The organism is Enterococcus sp. AZ120 (genome assembly GCF_050546165.1).
Classification (GTDB): Bacteria; Bacillota; Bacilli; order Lactobacillales; family Enterococcaceae; genus Enterococcus; species Enterococcus faecalis.
In genome coordinates this window covers 242,422-258,337 of the sequence record NZ_CP172950.1, presented here as the reverse complement: position 1 = coordinate 258,337, position 15,916 = coordinate 242,422, and the positions used below count along the sequence as shown (strand labels likewise).

Genomic DNA, 15,916 nt, shown 5'->3' with positions numbered 1-15,916 from the left:
CGGCGGGGGCCTTCTTTTTCTGTTTTATGCTAATGCTCCCATTGGATCCCAAGGTGCCAAAACAGTTGGCGCTTGTTCCCAAGCTTTTTTCTGTTCATCAGTTAATAAATCTTTGTGCACAACGATTTGATAAGTGTATTCGTCCATCCACGCATCGCTCATAACGAAGAAGCCATTTTCACCGACTTTTTCGCCCCAGCTATTTTCCACTTTCCATTTTGTTGTTTGACCATCAACGATATCAACACCTGTTAAAACCATGGCGTGTGTCATTAAGCTTTCACCAAAGTCTAAACGTTCTGCTTTAGTCATCGTAAAATCAATATCAAAAAGATCGTTCATATCGTAAACGTCTAATGCCATAATTCCTGTGTCACGTGTTGAAGATTGTCCAACATCACAACCAAACCAAACAGATTCGCCTTGTTCCAATTGTGCAGCAGCTAATTTTTTGAAAGCAGCCATTTCTACATTTAAATATTTAACTTCTTTGCCGCCGACAACATTCCCTAACATTTCAACAGTGTATGTTTTGTTGAAGGGTTTATCTTCTGTAGGAGCATTAATAATACTTACATAATCATGTAAATTAACGCCAACGTATTTTTCAAAGAATGTTTGCGGTGTTAGATTTTGATCCAAATGATAATTTTTTTCTTCGTCACGGTATTCAAAATCAAAGGTTTCTGGCGGTGTTCCTAAAGAGATTGCTAAGAAATTATAAATTTCTTGTAACATTGCTTCTTTGTTTTTTTGGACTTCTTCAGCAGAAGCGCCTTTTTCAATTAAACTACGTAAAATTGTTGCATCTTTGCGTAATTTTTTATTTAAATAGTTGTTTAAATCACGTGAATTGGAACTGTTGCTGCTTTCAGGCATTGCCGTTTTAGGCACTACGCCATATTTATCAAAAATTGAAACGATCATATCCCATTGCCCACCATCTTGTTGTGGTGTCGCTAATAAAAAGGCCACTTTACGACTAGTCAACGGTTGATCGGCTGTTGCAATAATATTTTCATAGAAATAGTTTGATTTTTCATATTTATCCCAGAAAAATGTATAGTTTTGTGATAATTCAAAATCTTTTAATTGAAACGCATTTAACATTCTATGTCTAAATGTATTTAATGCCGCAAACATCCAGCAGCGACCGCTTTGTTTTTGATTGGCCACTTTTCCAGTAGCTAAGTCGACTGAAAAGACGGGTACGTTATTCACGGCTCCTTGTACAGATTCACCTGAAGCGCTGATACCATTTTTTACTACACTACGTTGTAAGGCATTTTGTTTATTATTGTTCAAGAAATCTTGATGGAATTTCTCTGTTAATTTTGGTTCAATTGCTGTCATATTTTCATCGTCCTTTCATTTTACGTTCTTCTTCATTATATGCTTCTCTTTAAACAGAAACAACCATTTACTCTAAATTCCTTGCTTTCCAACTCTTTTTGCATTAGGATATATAATACAGATAACACAAATAAGACAGGAGTGATTCGATGCTTTTAGAAATAGATGAACAAAGCGAACAGCCCATCTATCAGCAACTCATTGATCAAATCATTGTAGGCATTGCCAAAGGTGAACTGGTTCCCAATGAAAGTTTGCCTTCTATCCGACAATTGGCGGACGAAATCGGGGTCAATATGATGACTGTTTCAAAAGCTTATAATAAGTTAAAGCAATCAGGTTATATTGTGACTGATCGTCGTAACGGCACCAAAATTGCCGCAAAGTTACCTGCTACCGCTGTTTGGCAACAGCAATTGCATGAGCGTTTAGAACTTCTGTTGGCTGAAAGTTTTTTACATCAGCAATCCGAAGCAGAAATCCAAGCACTTATTCAGAAAATTTATCAAAATTTTGATTCGAAAGGGCGTGCATTATAATGGCGGTATTCTTTTATTTCATCCTAGTTTCTGTCGCTTTTTTTATGGCATTTACTATGGGGATTTATGCAAATCCTCACAAAAATATTATTTTGGAAAACACTTTACCAGAAGATAAACTACAAGATCCTAGCGTTCAAGCAATCCGAAAACGTTATAAAAAACGCTTGGTTCAACTAGCAGCCGTTTTTAGTGTTCTTAGTTTACCTTTGTTATTTATTCCTTATGATTCGATTTTGTTGTTTCTTTTTCTGTTACTTTTATTTAGTTTTATTGGCAGTGGCTACTATCTGCAAATCGTTTATATTCGCAAAATGGCCGCTTTAAAAATGCAAAACGGCTGGTTGCTACCTAAGCGTCCTCTCTTAATCGATACGCAATTAGTTTTAAATAAAAACCAGAAACTTATTTCATTTTGGTGGTTTTTACCTGCGATTATTCTTACTTTTGCTGGGGGCTTTTATTCCTTGCAAACGGCGATTGGTTCCTGGATTCTTTTCTTAATTACTGTTTTGATGTTAAGTTTGTTCATTGGCGGCTATTATTTTATCGCGCGCTTACCTGTCAAACCGCTAACTAGTGACTCAAAAATTAATCAGCAAATTAATGATTTATTTCGGCATCATTGGTCTGTTTTAATGGTTTTATCCGCCTTAGTTTTTGCACCGCTAACCATTTTACCAACTTTCACAATTGTAATTGATTATACGGTTGCGATGGCCCTTACTTTTTGTTATTTTATTCTTTTGTTTGTTTATGTAGGCTTTCTCTTCTACTACCTATTTTCAATGCGCAAAAAACAAGATCAATTCGTTTTACAGGCTGGCGATTATCGCTATGGGGATGATGATCAATATTGGCGGTATGGGATTTATATCAATCCAAAGGACCCCAAAATCATGGTTCCTGATCGCATTGGTATGAATTTATCTATTAACCTAGGACGGCCTGCTGGGAAAATTATTCTAGCCGCTACTGGTATTTTAACGATTGCGGTGCTGTTCTTTGCCACAGTGCCGATGTTTATAAATGATTTTTCTAGTCATGCCTTTCAAGCAACTATTGAAAATAAACAAATTGAGTTATCTGCCCCATTAGCAAAAACAAGGTCAATTCCTTTTAACCAAATCACTGCTGTTTCTTTGATTGATGACTTACCTCAAGAACGCATCCGCACAATGGGTGCTGCGACAGATAGTTACTTAACAGGAGAATTTAAAGTCGCTGGAAAACCTGCTTATTTACTAATTTATACAAAAAGTCATCCGATTCTGAAAATAGAAACGCGGGAAAAAGTTTATTATTATACTGCGCGTGAGGGTCAAGAAACGACTAAGATTTATCAGGAAATCAAAACAAAACTTCCATAACAAAAAAACAGAGCCTACTCATGATGGTAGGCCCTGTTTTTTGTTATTCGCTGACAACCTTAAATTTTGTATCTGCCAACGTGGTATTCAGTTCATCTTGGCTTACTTCACGATCTGCTGTCACAATGGCTGTTTGATCTGCCAAGTGAACCGCAACATTCGTTACGCCATCAATTCCACTAAATTTTTCAGTGACCGCTTGAACACAGCCATCACATTTCATCCCATCAATTTTTACTGTTTTTTCCATTTCACTTCATCCTTTTCAATTTTATTTTTGACTTCCACTAGTTTTTTTCACCGTCGAAGGTTTAAATCCTTTTAAGCGTAAGGCGTTTAGTAAGACAGAGACTGAACTAAAACTCATAGCTGCTGCTGCAATCATCGGACTTAACAAAGGTCCACCAAATAAGTGTAACACACCCATAGCCACTGGAATACCTAATGTATTATAAGCAAATGCCCAGAAAAGATTTTCTTTGATGTTTTTGATGGTCGCTTTACTTAATTCAACTGCTGTAGGCACATCCATTAAATCACTACGCATTAGCACAATGTCGGCCGATTCCATTGCAACATCTGTGCCTGAACCAATAGCAATCCCCACATCTGCTTGGGCAAGTGCTGGTGCATCATTAATACCGTCACCCACCATCGCAACTTTTTTGCCTTCTGCTTGTAGTTTTTTCACTTCTAACGCTTTATCTTCTGGTAAAACTTCACTTAAGACACGATCGATACCTACTTGTTTTGCAATCGCCTCGGCAGTACGTTTGTTGTCTCCCGTAATCATCACGGCTTCGATCCCCATTTTATGCAAACGTGCAATGGCTGTTTGACTGCTATCCTTCACAGTATCTGCTACCGCAATGATACCCGCAAACGAACCATCTTTTGCCACAAACATTGGGGTTTTCCCTTCTTCTGCCAAACGATCCGCTTGTTGAACAAACGTTGATAGCTCAATGCCTTCTTCTTTCATTAATTTTATATTGCCCAAAAGTAGGACTCGTTCGTTGATTGTCACACGGATGCCGTGACCTGGAATCGCTGAAAAATCGCTTCCTTCTACTAATGGCAATTGACGTTCTTTAGCCGCTCCCACAATTGCTTCACCTAGAGGATGTTCTGATCCTTGTTCTGCAGAAGCTGCTAATGTTAGTAACTCAGCTTCTGAAAGTGCTGAATCAGCAACTAAAATATCTGTAACCACCGGTTTGCCTTCTGTAATAGTCCCTGTTTTATCAAACACGATTGTTTGAATTTTGTGAGTGGTTTCTAAAGCATCCCCACTTTTAATTAAAACGCCATTTTCAGCGCCCTTACCTGTCCCCACCATAATCGCAGTCGGCGTTGCCAAGCCGAGCGCACAAGGACAAGCAATCACTAACACAGAAATAGTAATTGTCAAAGCGAAAATCCATGACTCTTGTCCTAAAAAGAACCAAGCCAAGCCAGAAAGAACAGCCAAACCAATGACGATTGGGACAAAAACACCCGAAATTTTATCAGCTAATTGTGCAATCGGCGCTTTTGAGCCTTGCGCATCTTCCACTAATTGAATGATTTGGGCAAGGGCCGTCTCTTTTCCCACTTTTGTCGCCTTGAATTGAAAGCTGCCATTTTTATTGATGCTAGCACCAATTACTGCATCACCGACTTTCTTTTCAACAGGCAAACTTTCGCCCGTTAACATGGCTTCATCCACAGAACTACTGCCTGAAACAATCACTCCATCAACAGGGATTTTATCTCCTGGGCGAACAATCACAATGTCATCCAACTGAACAGCATCAACTGGCACTTCAATTTCTGCGCCATCACGTAAAATATGAGCAGTTTTCGGCGCTAAACCCATTAATTTTTTTATCGCATCTGAGGTTTTCCCTTTTGAAACAGCTTCGAAATATTTTCCTAATGTAATTAAAGTTAAAATAACACCCGCTGATTCATAATAAAGAGCCATTGTAAAACTTGTATCTCCTAAGAATATCATGACTGTGCCATATAAACTATACACAAAAGCAGCACTGGTTCCTAAAGCCACCAAAGAAAACATATTCGGATGCCCTTTAAATAATGCTTTAAAACCAACTGTGAAAAATTCTCTGCCGACATATAGAACGGGTAACGTCAAAATCAATTGAACCATTGCAAAGGTCGTCGCATGTGTCATTGGATTCAAAAAATCCGGCAATGGTAAGCCTACCATATGTCCCATCGCAATATAAAGAAGTGGTACTGTAAACACCGATGAGATCCAAAAACGTTGCCACATCTCAGCAATATGTTTTTGTTTCTTTTCACGATCTTGGTCCGCTGTTGCACCTGCAGCGACTTCTTCTGTCGCTTGATAACCTGCATCCGTAACTGCTTTGATAATTTCAGCACTCGTTACTTGATGGTCGTCATAACTAACCACCAGTTTTTCCGTGGCTAAATTAACAATCGCTTGTTGAACACCAGATAATTGGTTCACAGCTTTTTCAATCGTTTGGGCACAGGAAGCACAACTCATTCCTTCAATCGCAAACGTTCGTTGCTGGGCTGGGCTAATCGCCTTGTAGCCAGCATCTGACACAGCTTCCTTAATTTCTTCTTCTGTGACTTCCGTCTGATCATACGTGACACTTAATTTTTCCGTAGCTAAATTGACACTTGCCTTTGCCATCCCAGGTAACTTCGCCGTAGCCTTTTCAATCGTTTGGGCACAGGAAGCACAGCTCATCCCTTCAATATCAAACGTTTTACTTTCCATTTTTTTCACTCCTTTTTAAATTAAATGACATTGGCATTGACCAGGAATACAGTTGCAAGGGACGGATTCAACCGCCGTCTTGCGCTTCTCTTTCAAGAGTTCCTCTAATCGATCCAAATCGTCATAACTCAACTGACTCTCTGTTAAAATTGTTTCCACCACGGAACCAACTTTACGACTGCACACTTTGGCTAAAAGTTCATCTGCCACCGTTTCAACGCTCCGACGTTCTTCTACTAGCGGATAATAAATATATTTATTGCCTACTTTCTCCGTTCCAACTAACCCTTTATCTGTTAAACGACTTAGTAACGTCTTGACGGTCGTTGATTTCCATTCTTTCTTCTCATTTAAAAGTGTATGCACTTCACGACTCGTGGTTTTGCCTTGGGTCCAAATAACCCGCATGACTTCCCACTCTGCATCAGTAATTGTCGCTAATTTATCTTTTGCCATACTCGTTAAATTCCTCCTTCATCAATAAAAAAAGAGTTCAAGGTTATCGACTACAAATGTAGTCGTTTGTCTTGAACTCATCATATAGCTATTTTATTTTTTTGTCAACAACTTCTGCTCATCTTTTTTTATTGCAACGCAGATTCTTGTTTTTTAACAAAGTATTTCAATAAGAACGGTGCAACTAAGGTCGTTAAGATAATTACCACAATCATGCTCGTATAATACGCTTCTGAAAGTAATTTAGATTGGTAGCCAATTTGCGCAATGATTAATGCCATTTCCCCACGCGAAACCATCCCAGCACCGACCATTAAAGAACTTGTATTGGAGAAACCAACCATTTTCGCTCCCCAGGCACCGCCCAGTAATTTCGTTAAAATCGCCATAATCGTCATTACCAAAATAAAAGGTAAATCTTTTCCTAACGTGTTAAATGTCACTGATAAGCCAATGCTGGCAAAGAAGACGGGAATAAACACGGCATAGCCAATAGCTTCAATATTGAAATCAATTTCTGTTTTTGCATCCGTTTGTCCCACAGCAATCCCTGCAAAAAAGGCACCTACGACAGAACTTAAACCAACTAAATCAGCCAAATAAGCCATGCCCAAACAGATAATCAATGACATGATAATAACAGACGACCCAATGTTCATTTTTTGACTTAAACGTAGTAAATAGGGAGCGATAAAGCGGACCAAAAAGAAAATCCCAATAAAGAATAAGCCTTGTTCAATTAACTTAACAATAAAGCTGACTTCTGTATTGCCGCCTGTACTTGCACCAATCATGCCGACAGCGACACTTAAAATAATCACGACCACGATATCGTCAACGACGGAAGCCCCAAGAATCGTTGCACCTTCTTTACTACTTAAAACATTCAACTCTCTTAATACTTCTACTGAAATGCTGACCGACGTTGCTGCTAAAACTAACCCAAGGAAAAAAGCTTCTTTCCAAGAAAAAGCAAACAGCTGACCAATCAACATAGTAAAACCAACCGGTAAAACGATGCCCAAAATAGCGACCATGACACTAGGTTTCGCATATTTTTTCAATAATTCCAATTCACATTCCATTCCAGCAATAAACATCAGCATAATGACACCAATTTCTGAAAAGTCATGCACAAACACATCTTGATGCACAATATTTAACATCGCTGGACCTAACACAATCCCTACTAGCAATTGCCCAATTACTGCAGGAATTCCTACTCTTTTACAAGCAACACCTGCTAAAGTCGTTGTAATTAAAATCAAACATAAAATACCTAAAAATTCCATTCTATTTCCCTCTTTCTCTATTAACCAATCATCACTGATTCTTTTGGATATTGAACTTTCGACTGACTTTCCAAGCCTTTCTTAATTAATGACAATAACACCGTGTACACACCCACACGACCGACGAACATTAGAAAAATAATCACCAGTTTACCAAAAACAGTTAAATCTGGTGTTAACCCCATTGTTAAACCGACCGTTCCAAATGCAGAAATCACTTCAAAAACGATATACTCAATCCCGTTTTTTAAAGGTAATGTTTCTGTAAACGAGAGAATAACCGAAGCAGTTACACATAAAAAAGTTGCTAAGAAGAACAAAGTAAACGCTTGGAGCACTACTCGCTCAGGAATTGTGCGTTCATGGAATTCCACTCGCTGTTTCCCTTTAAAAATTGCACGAAATTGTAAAAATAACACACCAAACGTAGTGGTTTTCAAGCCGCCAGCGGTTGATCCTGAAGTGCCACCAATAAACATCCACAAAATCGTGACAATCAGGCCTGGATTACTCATTTTCAAATAATCAACTGAATAAAAGCCAGCCGTTCTTGGTGTAACCGACAAGAACCAACTGTTGACAAGACGCTGCCAAAAAGACATGTCAGCTGGAAAATGGCGATATTCTGAAATGTAAAAAATAACGGTCCCTAAGACTAAAAAGGTGGCGGTCACCGTTAAAGCAAGGCGTGTATGAATACTAACACGGTGCTTAATTTTATTTTTATAGCCTTTAATCATTGCAAAAATATCGCGCCACACAATAAATCCTAAGCCGCCAGCTATAATTAAAAAGCTAATGACTAGTAAAAGATAAGGCGAATTTTGATAAGGAACCATACTATCCCCTAGCAAATCAAAGCCAGCATTACAAAATGCCGAAACGGCATGGAAGAGACTAAAAAACAACCCTTTTTTCCACCCAAATGTTGGCACAAATTGAAAGGACAACAAGAAGGCTCCAAGTAATTGAATAATGGCCGCAAACTTCATAATATATTTCATTAAACGAAAAACTCCGGAAACTTCACTAACATTTAAAGCTTCTTGATACAACATCCGTACACTTAGTGACGCTTTTTTCCGCAGCAAACTAAAGAAAATCGTGGCAACGGTTAAAAAGCCTAAGCCGCCTAATTCAATCAAAATCATAATAATAACTTGCCCGATAGGACTCCAATGTTCCGCCGTATTCAAAGGCGAAAGCCCTGTAACACAGACGGCGGAAGTTGCCACGAAAAAAGCATCAATCCATTGCGTTTTTTGTCCAGCTTGTGCAGAAAAAGGCATCATTAATAAGATCGTGCCTACAACAATTAATAAAAAAAAGCCTAAGACAATTGTTTGAACAGGTGAAATATACAACCTTTTTTTGATCTGATGTTTCATTTTTTTCTCCTCTACCATTTCTTTGTTAATCAAAAACAACACAAACGGCTAGACAACTGTTGCTTTGTTCCTCTCGCCCTATGAGAAACTCAAAACCTTGAAAGCAACTTGCCCAACCGAATAATTATTTTTTAATTTTTGTTTTCACGTTGATAAATCGAATAAACCAACTCATTTTTTTGATAAACCTGTTTTAAACGAACTGGGATTGATTGAGCCATTGTCTCGTATAGAGCAATGCCCTCACCCAGAAACAGTGGTATTGTCGTCAAAATGAAGGTATCAATTAAATCAGCTGCCAAAAGCGGTTGAACCACTTTTGGGCCTCCAACAATCCAAATTCCCGCGCCGTCTTCTTCTTTGAGACGACGAATTAATGTGACTGGATCTTCCTTGGTAAAAGTTCTTGAAGCAGTTGATGGTTCTGGATGAGAGGTAATGATATAAGAATGCTTGTCTTCATAAAAATACACATCTGGGGACAATTCTTGTGTAACTTGATCATAAGTAGTCCGCCCCATTACCACAGTGTCTATTTTTTCATACATTTCATCGTAACTACGATCTTCTTCATCGCCACGAATATTCTCTTCTAACCAAGCAACACCGCCCGCTTTGTCCGCAATGAAACCATCAATACTCGCTGCAATAAATAAAATTACTTCCCGTGCCACATCAACGCCTCCTTTTCTCTTCTTATCTATTTTAGCTTGTTTTCTCAAAAAACTCTAGGGGTGCGCATTGTTATTTTTAAAAGAAAAAAGAGAAAAACTAGGATAATTGGGCTACTTTTTGTAAAATAGGAAATAAGAAACTTTTTATTGAGTTATTTTACATTTTTTTCAAGAAAAATAAGAATTGGTTTATTTGATTTACACAAAAAAATAACATATTCAGTTTTTATATAAAGGAGGATTACTTTGTTTGATTTAGAGAAGGTTCAGACCTTGAATGAATTAGAAATGCTCGTTTACCATTATGTATTGGAACACCTGCACCAAATCCCTCAACAGACCATTCGCCAACTGGCTACTTCCTGTCATGTCTCCACCTCAACGATTCTACGATTTTGTAACAAAATGGGCTATGCTGGTTTTTCCGAATTAAAATACGCAGTGAAAGAAGAAGCCAAACAAACACAAACGTTTGAAAATTTTTATGATGCCACGGTTCACGTCGATGCTTTTTTAAAAAAATTAAACCAAGAAACCTATTACGAAATGCTTCGTCCAGCAATCCAAATGATTGTTCAAGCACGTCACGTTGCCTTTACTGGCATTGGTACTAGCGGAATTTTAGGTAGTTATGGCAGTCGTTATTTTGCCAACTTAAATATCAATTCTTACAGTATTGCTGATCCCTTTACGCCTATCCCCAAGCGCGGATTTGAAAATACATTAGCCTTGATTCTGTCTGTATCTGGGGAAACCAATGAAATGATTAAACAAATGACCGACTTTAAAACAGCTGGCGCCAAAGTGCTAAGCATTACCAACAATCAACATTCAACTATTGCCCGCTTGGCTGACTACAACATCTCCTATTATATGCCCGACGAACGTTCTCCATTTGCAGATAAGTCAGTCAATACAACCACTCAAATCCCTGTCATTGCTTTAATTGAACTCCTAGCTCATCAAGCAAGTCAACTTTTAAAGGAACTAGATGAAACACCTTCCTAGTTGTTTTTCACAAAAGCTCATGCTGTCTAAAACAGCATGAGCTTTTTTGTTTTTTTTCTTGGTACATGTTTCTCATTCAGGCAAAAGTCTATTTTTTCTTCAAATAACCTTATATAGTAAATATGTAAACGGATACATTTGCATTTATATTATTCTTCAAAGGAGAGATTTTTATGAACGAATGGATTAACGAGAAATTATTACCTCCAGTACTAAAATTCGTCAATACCAAAGCAATTACTGCCTTACGGAACGGGATGCTTTACACGATGCCTTTTACCATTGTTGGTTCCGTGTTTCTTCTATTAGCGAATTTCCCAGTTACAGCTATTTCTGAATGGGTTAACGCAAGCGGTCTGGCTGTTTATTTCAATCAAGCATATGGGGCATCTTTTGCGATTATGTCGTTATTTGCGGTCATCGGTATTGCCTACTCATATGTAAAAAGCGAGGGATTTGAAGGCCTCCCAGCGGGCATGATTGCCATGGTGGTTTTCATTTTGTTTATGTCATCTGAAGTCAAAGATGCGGTTTCTGGCGCAGTAGTTGGCAATGTCATCAACAAAGATTGGACAGCTGGTAAAGGGATGATTACAGCTATTATTGTTGGTTTGTTAGTCGGCGTTGTATATAGTTGGTTTTTACGTCATGATATTCGTATCAAATTACCAGAAGCTGTACCAGAAAATGTGGCCAATTCCTTTACTGCGTTAATTCCTGCCAGCGTCATTGTAACTGGTGCAATGCTAATTTTCATTCTTCTAGATAAAGTCTTCAATACGACATTCTTTGACTTTATTTACGAAGTGCTACAATCACCACTTCAAGGAGTCACAGATTCACTAGGTGGCGCATTACTATTAGGTTTTGTCATTCCCCTCTTTTGGTTTTTCGGTGTTCACGGGTCAACAATCGTTGGCGGCATCATGGGTCCTATTTTACAAGCAAACTCTTTAGAAAACACCGAAATTTTGAAATCTGGAAAAGACTTAACACTGGCTAATGGTGGCCATATTGTTACACAACAATTTTTAGATCAATTTTTAACGGTCACTGGTGCGGGCATGACAATCGGGTTAGTCGTGTTCATGGTTTTCTTTGCCAAATCAGCTCAGTTTAAGCAATTAGGTCGGCTTTCAATTGGGCCAGCTGTTTTCAATATTAACGAGCCAATTGTCTTTGCTACACCTATCGTGATGAACCCAATCATGGCTGTGCCATTCATTATCACACCGATTGTTTCTTCTGTTGTGACATATTTTGCCTTGTACACAGGACTGGTTCCTCTCTTTACTGCGGTACAAGTTCCCTGGACTACTCCTCCAATCATTTCTGGACTTTTAGTTGGTGGTTGGCAAGCCGCGTTGCTTCAAGTAGTAGTACTGACGATGAGTTTCTTTATCTATTTACCGTTTGCTAAAAAAATGGATGCACTTAACTACGCAGAAGAAACCAATCAACCGATTACTGAAGAAACCCTTGAAAAAGTCGAAGCACAAAACGTATAAAAATTTGAACAAAGGACTGAAACGATATGTCAATTTTGAAAAATGATTTTCTTTGGGGCGGCGCTGTCGCTGCTCATCAATTAGAAGGAGGCTGGGACCAAGGCGGTAAAGGGGTGAGCGTGGCGGATGTAATGACTGCCGGTGCACATGGCGTCCCTCGTAAAATTACCGCAGGCGTTTTACCAGATGAACACTATCCTAACCATGAAGCGATTGATTTTTACCATCGCTATCAAGAAGATATTCAACTATTCAAAGAACTTGGTTTAAATTGTTTCCGAACCTCTATTGCTTGGACACGAATTTTTCCTAACGGAGATGAAGAAACGCCCAATGAAGAAGGTCTCCGTTTTTATGATGCACTTTTTGACGAGTGTTTGAAAAATGGTATTGAGCCAGTCGTCACACTGTCTCACTTTGAAATGCCTTATCATTTAGTCACAAAATATGGCGGCTTTCGCAATCGCCAGGTCATTGATTTTTTTGTCAAATTTGCTGAAGTCTGTTTCACTCGTTACCAGAAAAAAGTCAAATATTGGATGACCTTTAACGAAATTAACAACCAAGCCAATTATGAAGAAGATTTTGCACCTTTTACTAACTCTGGTATTGCTTACCAGGAAGGAGAAGACCGCGAAGCAATTATGTATCAGGCTGCTCATTATGAACTAGTCGCTAGCGCACGTGCAGTGAAAATTGGCCACGCTATCAATCCCGACTTCCAAATTGGCTGTATGATTGCGATGGTGCCTATTTATCCTTATTCTTGTAATCCTGAGGATATGATGATGAGTGTTAGCGCAATGCAAAAACGTTATTGGTTTACCGATGTTCATGTCCGCGGTCATTATCCAAGTGCAATTCAATGCTATTTGAAACGAAAAAACATTTCATTAGATGTCACAGAAGAAGATTTAACTGATTTAGCTAATGGCTGTGTTGATTATATTGGCTTTAGCTATTACATGTCGTTTGCTGTGAAAGGTACAGAAAAGGCCCCTACTTTTGACTACAATGAAGCAAAAGACTTGGTGCGAAATCCTTATGTAGCAACATCTGATTGGGGCTGGCAAATCGATCCTATGGGCTTACGCTATGCAATGAATTGGTTCAATGATCGGTATGAATTACCACTTTTTATTGTCGAAAATGGCTTTGGCGCTATTGATGAGTTAGAACCAGACGGAACGATTAACGACACTTACCGAATCGCTTATTTACGTGAACATATTGAGATGATGAAAGAAGCCGTTGCGTATGACGGCATTGATTTGATGGGCTACACACCTTGGGGATTCATCGATTTAGTGAGCGCTAGTACAGGCGAAATGAAGAAACGGTATGGCTTCATTTATGTAGATAAAGACAACGATGGTCACGGAACGTTGGAGCGGCGAAAGAAAAAATCGTTTGCTTGGTATCAACAAGTGATTGCTACGAATGGAGAAGAATTATAAACAAAAGGCCTTCGTCTAAAGACGAGGGCCTTTTGTTTATGCTTGTAATCCCTTTTCTAAATCAGCCAATAAATCTTCGACTGCTTCAATTCCTACAGATAAACGAATGAGTCCATCTTTAATTCCCACGGCTTCACGATTTTCTTTGGGGATAGATGCGTGAGTCATAATGGCAGGTACTTCAATTAAACTTTCTACGCCACCTAAACTTTCCGCTAAAGTAAAAATTTCCAACGCTTCTACGAAAGGAACGACTTGCTCATCCTTGGCTAATTCAAAAGAAATCATGCCACTAAATCCCGACATCTGTTTTTGCGCAATTTCGTGACCAGGATGACTCGCTAGTCCTGGATAATACACCGTTGCTACCGCTGGATGCGCTTCTAAAAATTCTGCGATTTTTTGAGCATTTTGGGCATGCGCTGCCATCCGGACGCCTAATGTTTTTAAACTACGTTGGACCAGCCAACTATCATGTGGTCCTAGAACAGCACCAATCGCATTTTGTAAAAAGGCAATCTTTTCTGCGCTTTCTGGATGATTCGTTACGACTAAACCAGAGACTACATCACTATGGCCCCCTAAATATTTTGTCCCGCTGTGAACGACAATATCAGCACCTAACGCTAACGGCCGTTGAAAATAAGGCGTCGCAAATGTATTATCGACAATAGTTAACAACTGATGTTTTTTAGCAAGCTTAGCTGCCGCTTCAATATCTGTAATTTTTAACAGTGGATTACTTGGTGTTTCCAAAAACAAGGCTTTTGTATTTGGCTGAATTGCGGCTTCAATTGTTGATAAGTCGCTGGCGTTTACAATCGTGTAGCTTAACCCATTTGCTACAAATACTTTATCCAATAAACGGAAACTCCCCCCATAGACATCGTCACCTAATAAAATATGATCTTCGGGTCCAAACATAGAAATGATTGCATGGATACCAGCTAAGCCTGAGCTAAACGCAAAGCCATGGCTCCCACCTTCTAACTCAGCGATTAAGGTTTCTAACGCGTGACGTGTGGGATTACCTGAACGAGAATATTCATATTCTTTTGGCTGGCCCACGCCATTTTGTTCAAAGGTTGACGTTTGATAAATAGGAACACTCACTGCACCTGTTGTTGTGTCTTTGCTAATGCCGCCATGAATTAATTTGGTATTGAATTTCATAAAAGTTTTCCTCCTAAGAATAAATATTTTTTGATAAATAACGGTCACTACCGTCAGGAAAAATAGTTACAATTGTGCTGCCTGCTGGTAAGCGGCGCGCCTCTCTTAATGCCGCCGCAAATGCTGCGCCGCTGGAGCTTCCCACCAGCAAAGCGCTTTTCTTGGCTAATTGTTTGACCCAGAAAAAACCATCCTCGTCTGAAATGGTATAAAAGCCGTCCACAGGAATCTGTTTAAGAAAAGGCGGCACGAACTCCACGCCAATGCCTTCGATTTCATGTCCGTGTGCAGGTCCGCCATTTAAAATTGAACCTTCTGGCTCCACGCCCCATAATTGCGTCTTACTATTTTGTTCTTTGAGATATCTGCCAACACCAGCAAACGTTCCACCACTGCCTAAACCTGCGACAAAGCTAGTAATCTTCCCGCCTAGGTCTTGAACAATTTCAGGTCCTAATCCTTCGTAGTAAGCAGCAGGATTATCCGGATTTTCAAATTGTAACGGCACGTAACTATTAGGAATTTCCTTGGCTAAGTCTTGGGCACTAGTTATCGCTCCGACAATCCCTTGCTCTGTTGGCGAAGGGACAATTTTAGCACCTAACGCTTGCATCAGCTGTTGTTTTTCCTGACTAAATTTTTCTGGCACAACAAAGATTGTCTTGAGGCCCAGTTGACTGGCTGCTAATGCAAGTCCAATCCCTGTATTCCCCGCTGTCGGTTCAATAATTGTTGTGGCTTGATTTATCTTTCCCGTTTTCATTGCTTCTTTGAGAAGATGCACACCAAGCCGATCTTTGACGCTGCCACCTGGATTCAAATATTCTAGTTTCGCATAAATTTTAGTGCCTTCTGGCATAGGATATTGTTCACTTGTAAATTCAAATAATGGTGTTGCTCCGATTGTGTCTAAAATTGACTGAACAATCATAGCGAATTC

The 15,916-nt window shown here is 39.1% G+C and carries 14 protein-coding genes; 5 read left to right on the top strand and 9 right to left on the bottom strand.

The window, feature by feature from the left end; translation table 11 throughout:
* Nucleotides 1-24 precede the first annotated feature (24 nt).
* Entirely contained in the window at nt 25-1,353 is a 1,329-nt protein-coding gene (locus tag IGJ46_RS01335) for an aminopeptidase C (RefSeq protein WP_002358357.1), read from the bottom strand.
* Between the two features lie 149 nt (nt 1,354-1,502).
* On the opposite strand from IGJ46_RS01335, the gene IGJ46_RS01330 reads away from it, so the two are divergent.
* A complete protein-coding gene (locus IGJ46_RS01330; protein ID WP_002358356.1) occupies nt 1,503-1,892 on the top strand; it encodes a GntR family transcriptional regulator in 390 nt (129 codons plus the stop codon).
* The gene (locus IGJ46_RS01325) at nt 1,892-3,262 is read left to right on the top strand and encodes a DUF5808 domain-containing protein (protein WP_002386051.1); all 1,371 of its coding nucleotides are present in this window, start codon (nt 1,892-1,894) and stop codon (nt 3,260-3,262) included. The genes IGJ46_RS01330 and IGJ46_RS01325 overlap by 1 nt, the downstream gene beginning before the upstream one ends.
* Before the next feature lie 43 nt (nt 3,263-3,305).
* Here IGJ46_RS01325 and IGJ46_RS01320 read toward each other — a convergent pair whose 3' ends face one another.
* The 6 genes from IGJ46_RS01320 to IGJ46_RS01295 all read right to left on the bottom strand — a co-directional run bounded on the left by IGJ46_RS01320 (nt 3,306) and on the right by IGJ46_RS01295 (nt 9,878).
* On the bottom strand, nt 3,306-3,512 hold the full coding sequence (locus IGJ46_RS01320) for a heavy-metal-associated domain-containing protein (protein ID WP_002370181.1): 207 nt from the start codon (nt 3,510-3,512) through the stop codon (nt 3,306-3,308).
* Nucleotides 3,513-3,533: 21 nt separating this feature from the next.
* Nucleotides 3,534-6,020: a heavy metal translocating P-type ATPase gene (locus tag IGJ46_RS01315; protein WP_218391373.1), complete on the bottom strand. Its 2,487-nt coding sequence runs from the start codon at nt 6,018-6,020 to the stop codon at nt 3,534-3,536.
* Between the two features lie 15 nt (nt 6,021-6,035).
* Nucleotides 6,036-6,476, bottom strand: coding sequence for a CopY/TcrY family copper transport repressor (locus tag IGJ46_RS01310; protein WP_002355212.1), 441 nt, complete (start codon nt 6,474-6,476; stop codon nt 6,036-6,038).
* A 128-nt stretch (nt 6,477-6,604) separates the two neighbouring features.
* On the bottom strand, nt 6,605-7,768 hold the full coding sequence (locus tag IGJ46_RS01305) for a cation:proton antiporter (protein ID WP_002355211.1): 1,164 nt from the start codon (nt 7,766-7,768) through the stop codon (nt 6,605-6,607).
* Between the two features lie 20 nt (nt 7,769-7,788).
* Nucleotides 7,789-9,156 (bottom strand): TrkH family potassium uptake protein, encoded by a 1,368-nt coding sequence (locus IGJ46_RS01300; RefSeq protein WP_002366061.1) that lies wholly within the window; start codon nt 9,154-9,156, stop codon nt 7,789-7,791.
* Between the two features lie 131 nt (nt 9,157-9,287).
* Nucleotides 9,288-9,878: a dihydrofolate reductase family protein gene (locus tag IGJ46_RS01295; protein WP_002386047.1), complete on the bottom strand. Its 591-nt coding sequence runs from the start codon at nt 9,876-9,878 to the stop codon at nt 9,288-9,290.
* Nucleotides 9,879-10,076: 198 nt separating this feature from the next.
* On the opposite strand from IGJ46_RS01295, the gene genR reads away from it, so the two are divergent.
* The 3 genes from genR (at nt 10,077) to genA (ending at nt 13,803) form a co-directional block, all read left to right on the top strand.
* Nucleotides 10,077-10,838, top strand: a complete 762-nt coding sequence (gene genR / locus IGJ46_RS01290) for a transcriptional regulator GenR (RefSeq protein ID WP_002362941.1) — start codon at nt 10,077-10,079, stop codon at nt 10,836-10,838.
* A 173-nt stretch (nt 10,839-11,011) separates the two neighbouring features.
* Nucleotides 11,012-12,346, top strand: a complete 1,335-nt coding sequence (genB, locus tag IGJ46_RS01285; RefSeq protein ID WP_002355207.1) for a PTS sugar transporter subunit IIC — start codon at nt 11,012-11,014, stop codon at nt 12,344-12,346.
* A 26-nt stretch (nt 12,347-12,372) separates the two neighbouring features.
* Nucleotides 12,373-13,803, top strand: a complete 1,431-nt coding sequence (gene genA / locus IGJ46_RS01280) for a 6-phospho-beta-glucosidase GenA (RefSeq protein ID WP_202575786.1) — start codon at nt 12,373-12,375, stop codon at nt 13,801-13,803.
* Nucleotides 13,804-13,839: 36 nt separating this feature from the next.
* Here the strand turns inward: genA and IGJ46_RS01275 are convergent, their stop codons facing one another.
* Together IGJ46_RS01275 and IGJ46_RS01270 are read right to left on the bottom strand one after the other, a co-directional pair.
* Nucleotides 13,840-14,976, bottom strand: coding sequence for a cystathionine gamma-synthase (locus IGJ46_RS01275; protein ID WP_002358342.1), 1,137 nt, complete (start codon nt 14,974-14,976; stop codon nt 13,840-13,842).
* Between the two features lie 13 nt (nt 14,977-14,989).
* The gene (locus IGJ46_RS01270; RefSeq protein ID WP_002361143.1) at nt 14,990-15,907 is read right to left on the bottom strand and encodes a PLP-dependent cysteine synthase family protein; all 918 of its coding nucleotides are present in this window, start codon (nt 15,905-15,907) and stop codon (nt 14,990-14,992) included.
* Nucleotides 15,908-15,916 lie beyond the last annotated feature (9 nt).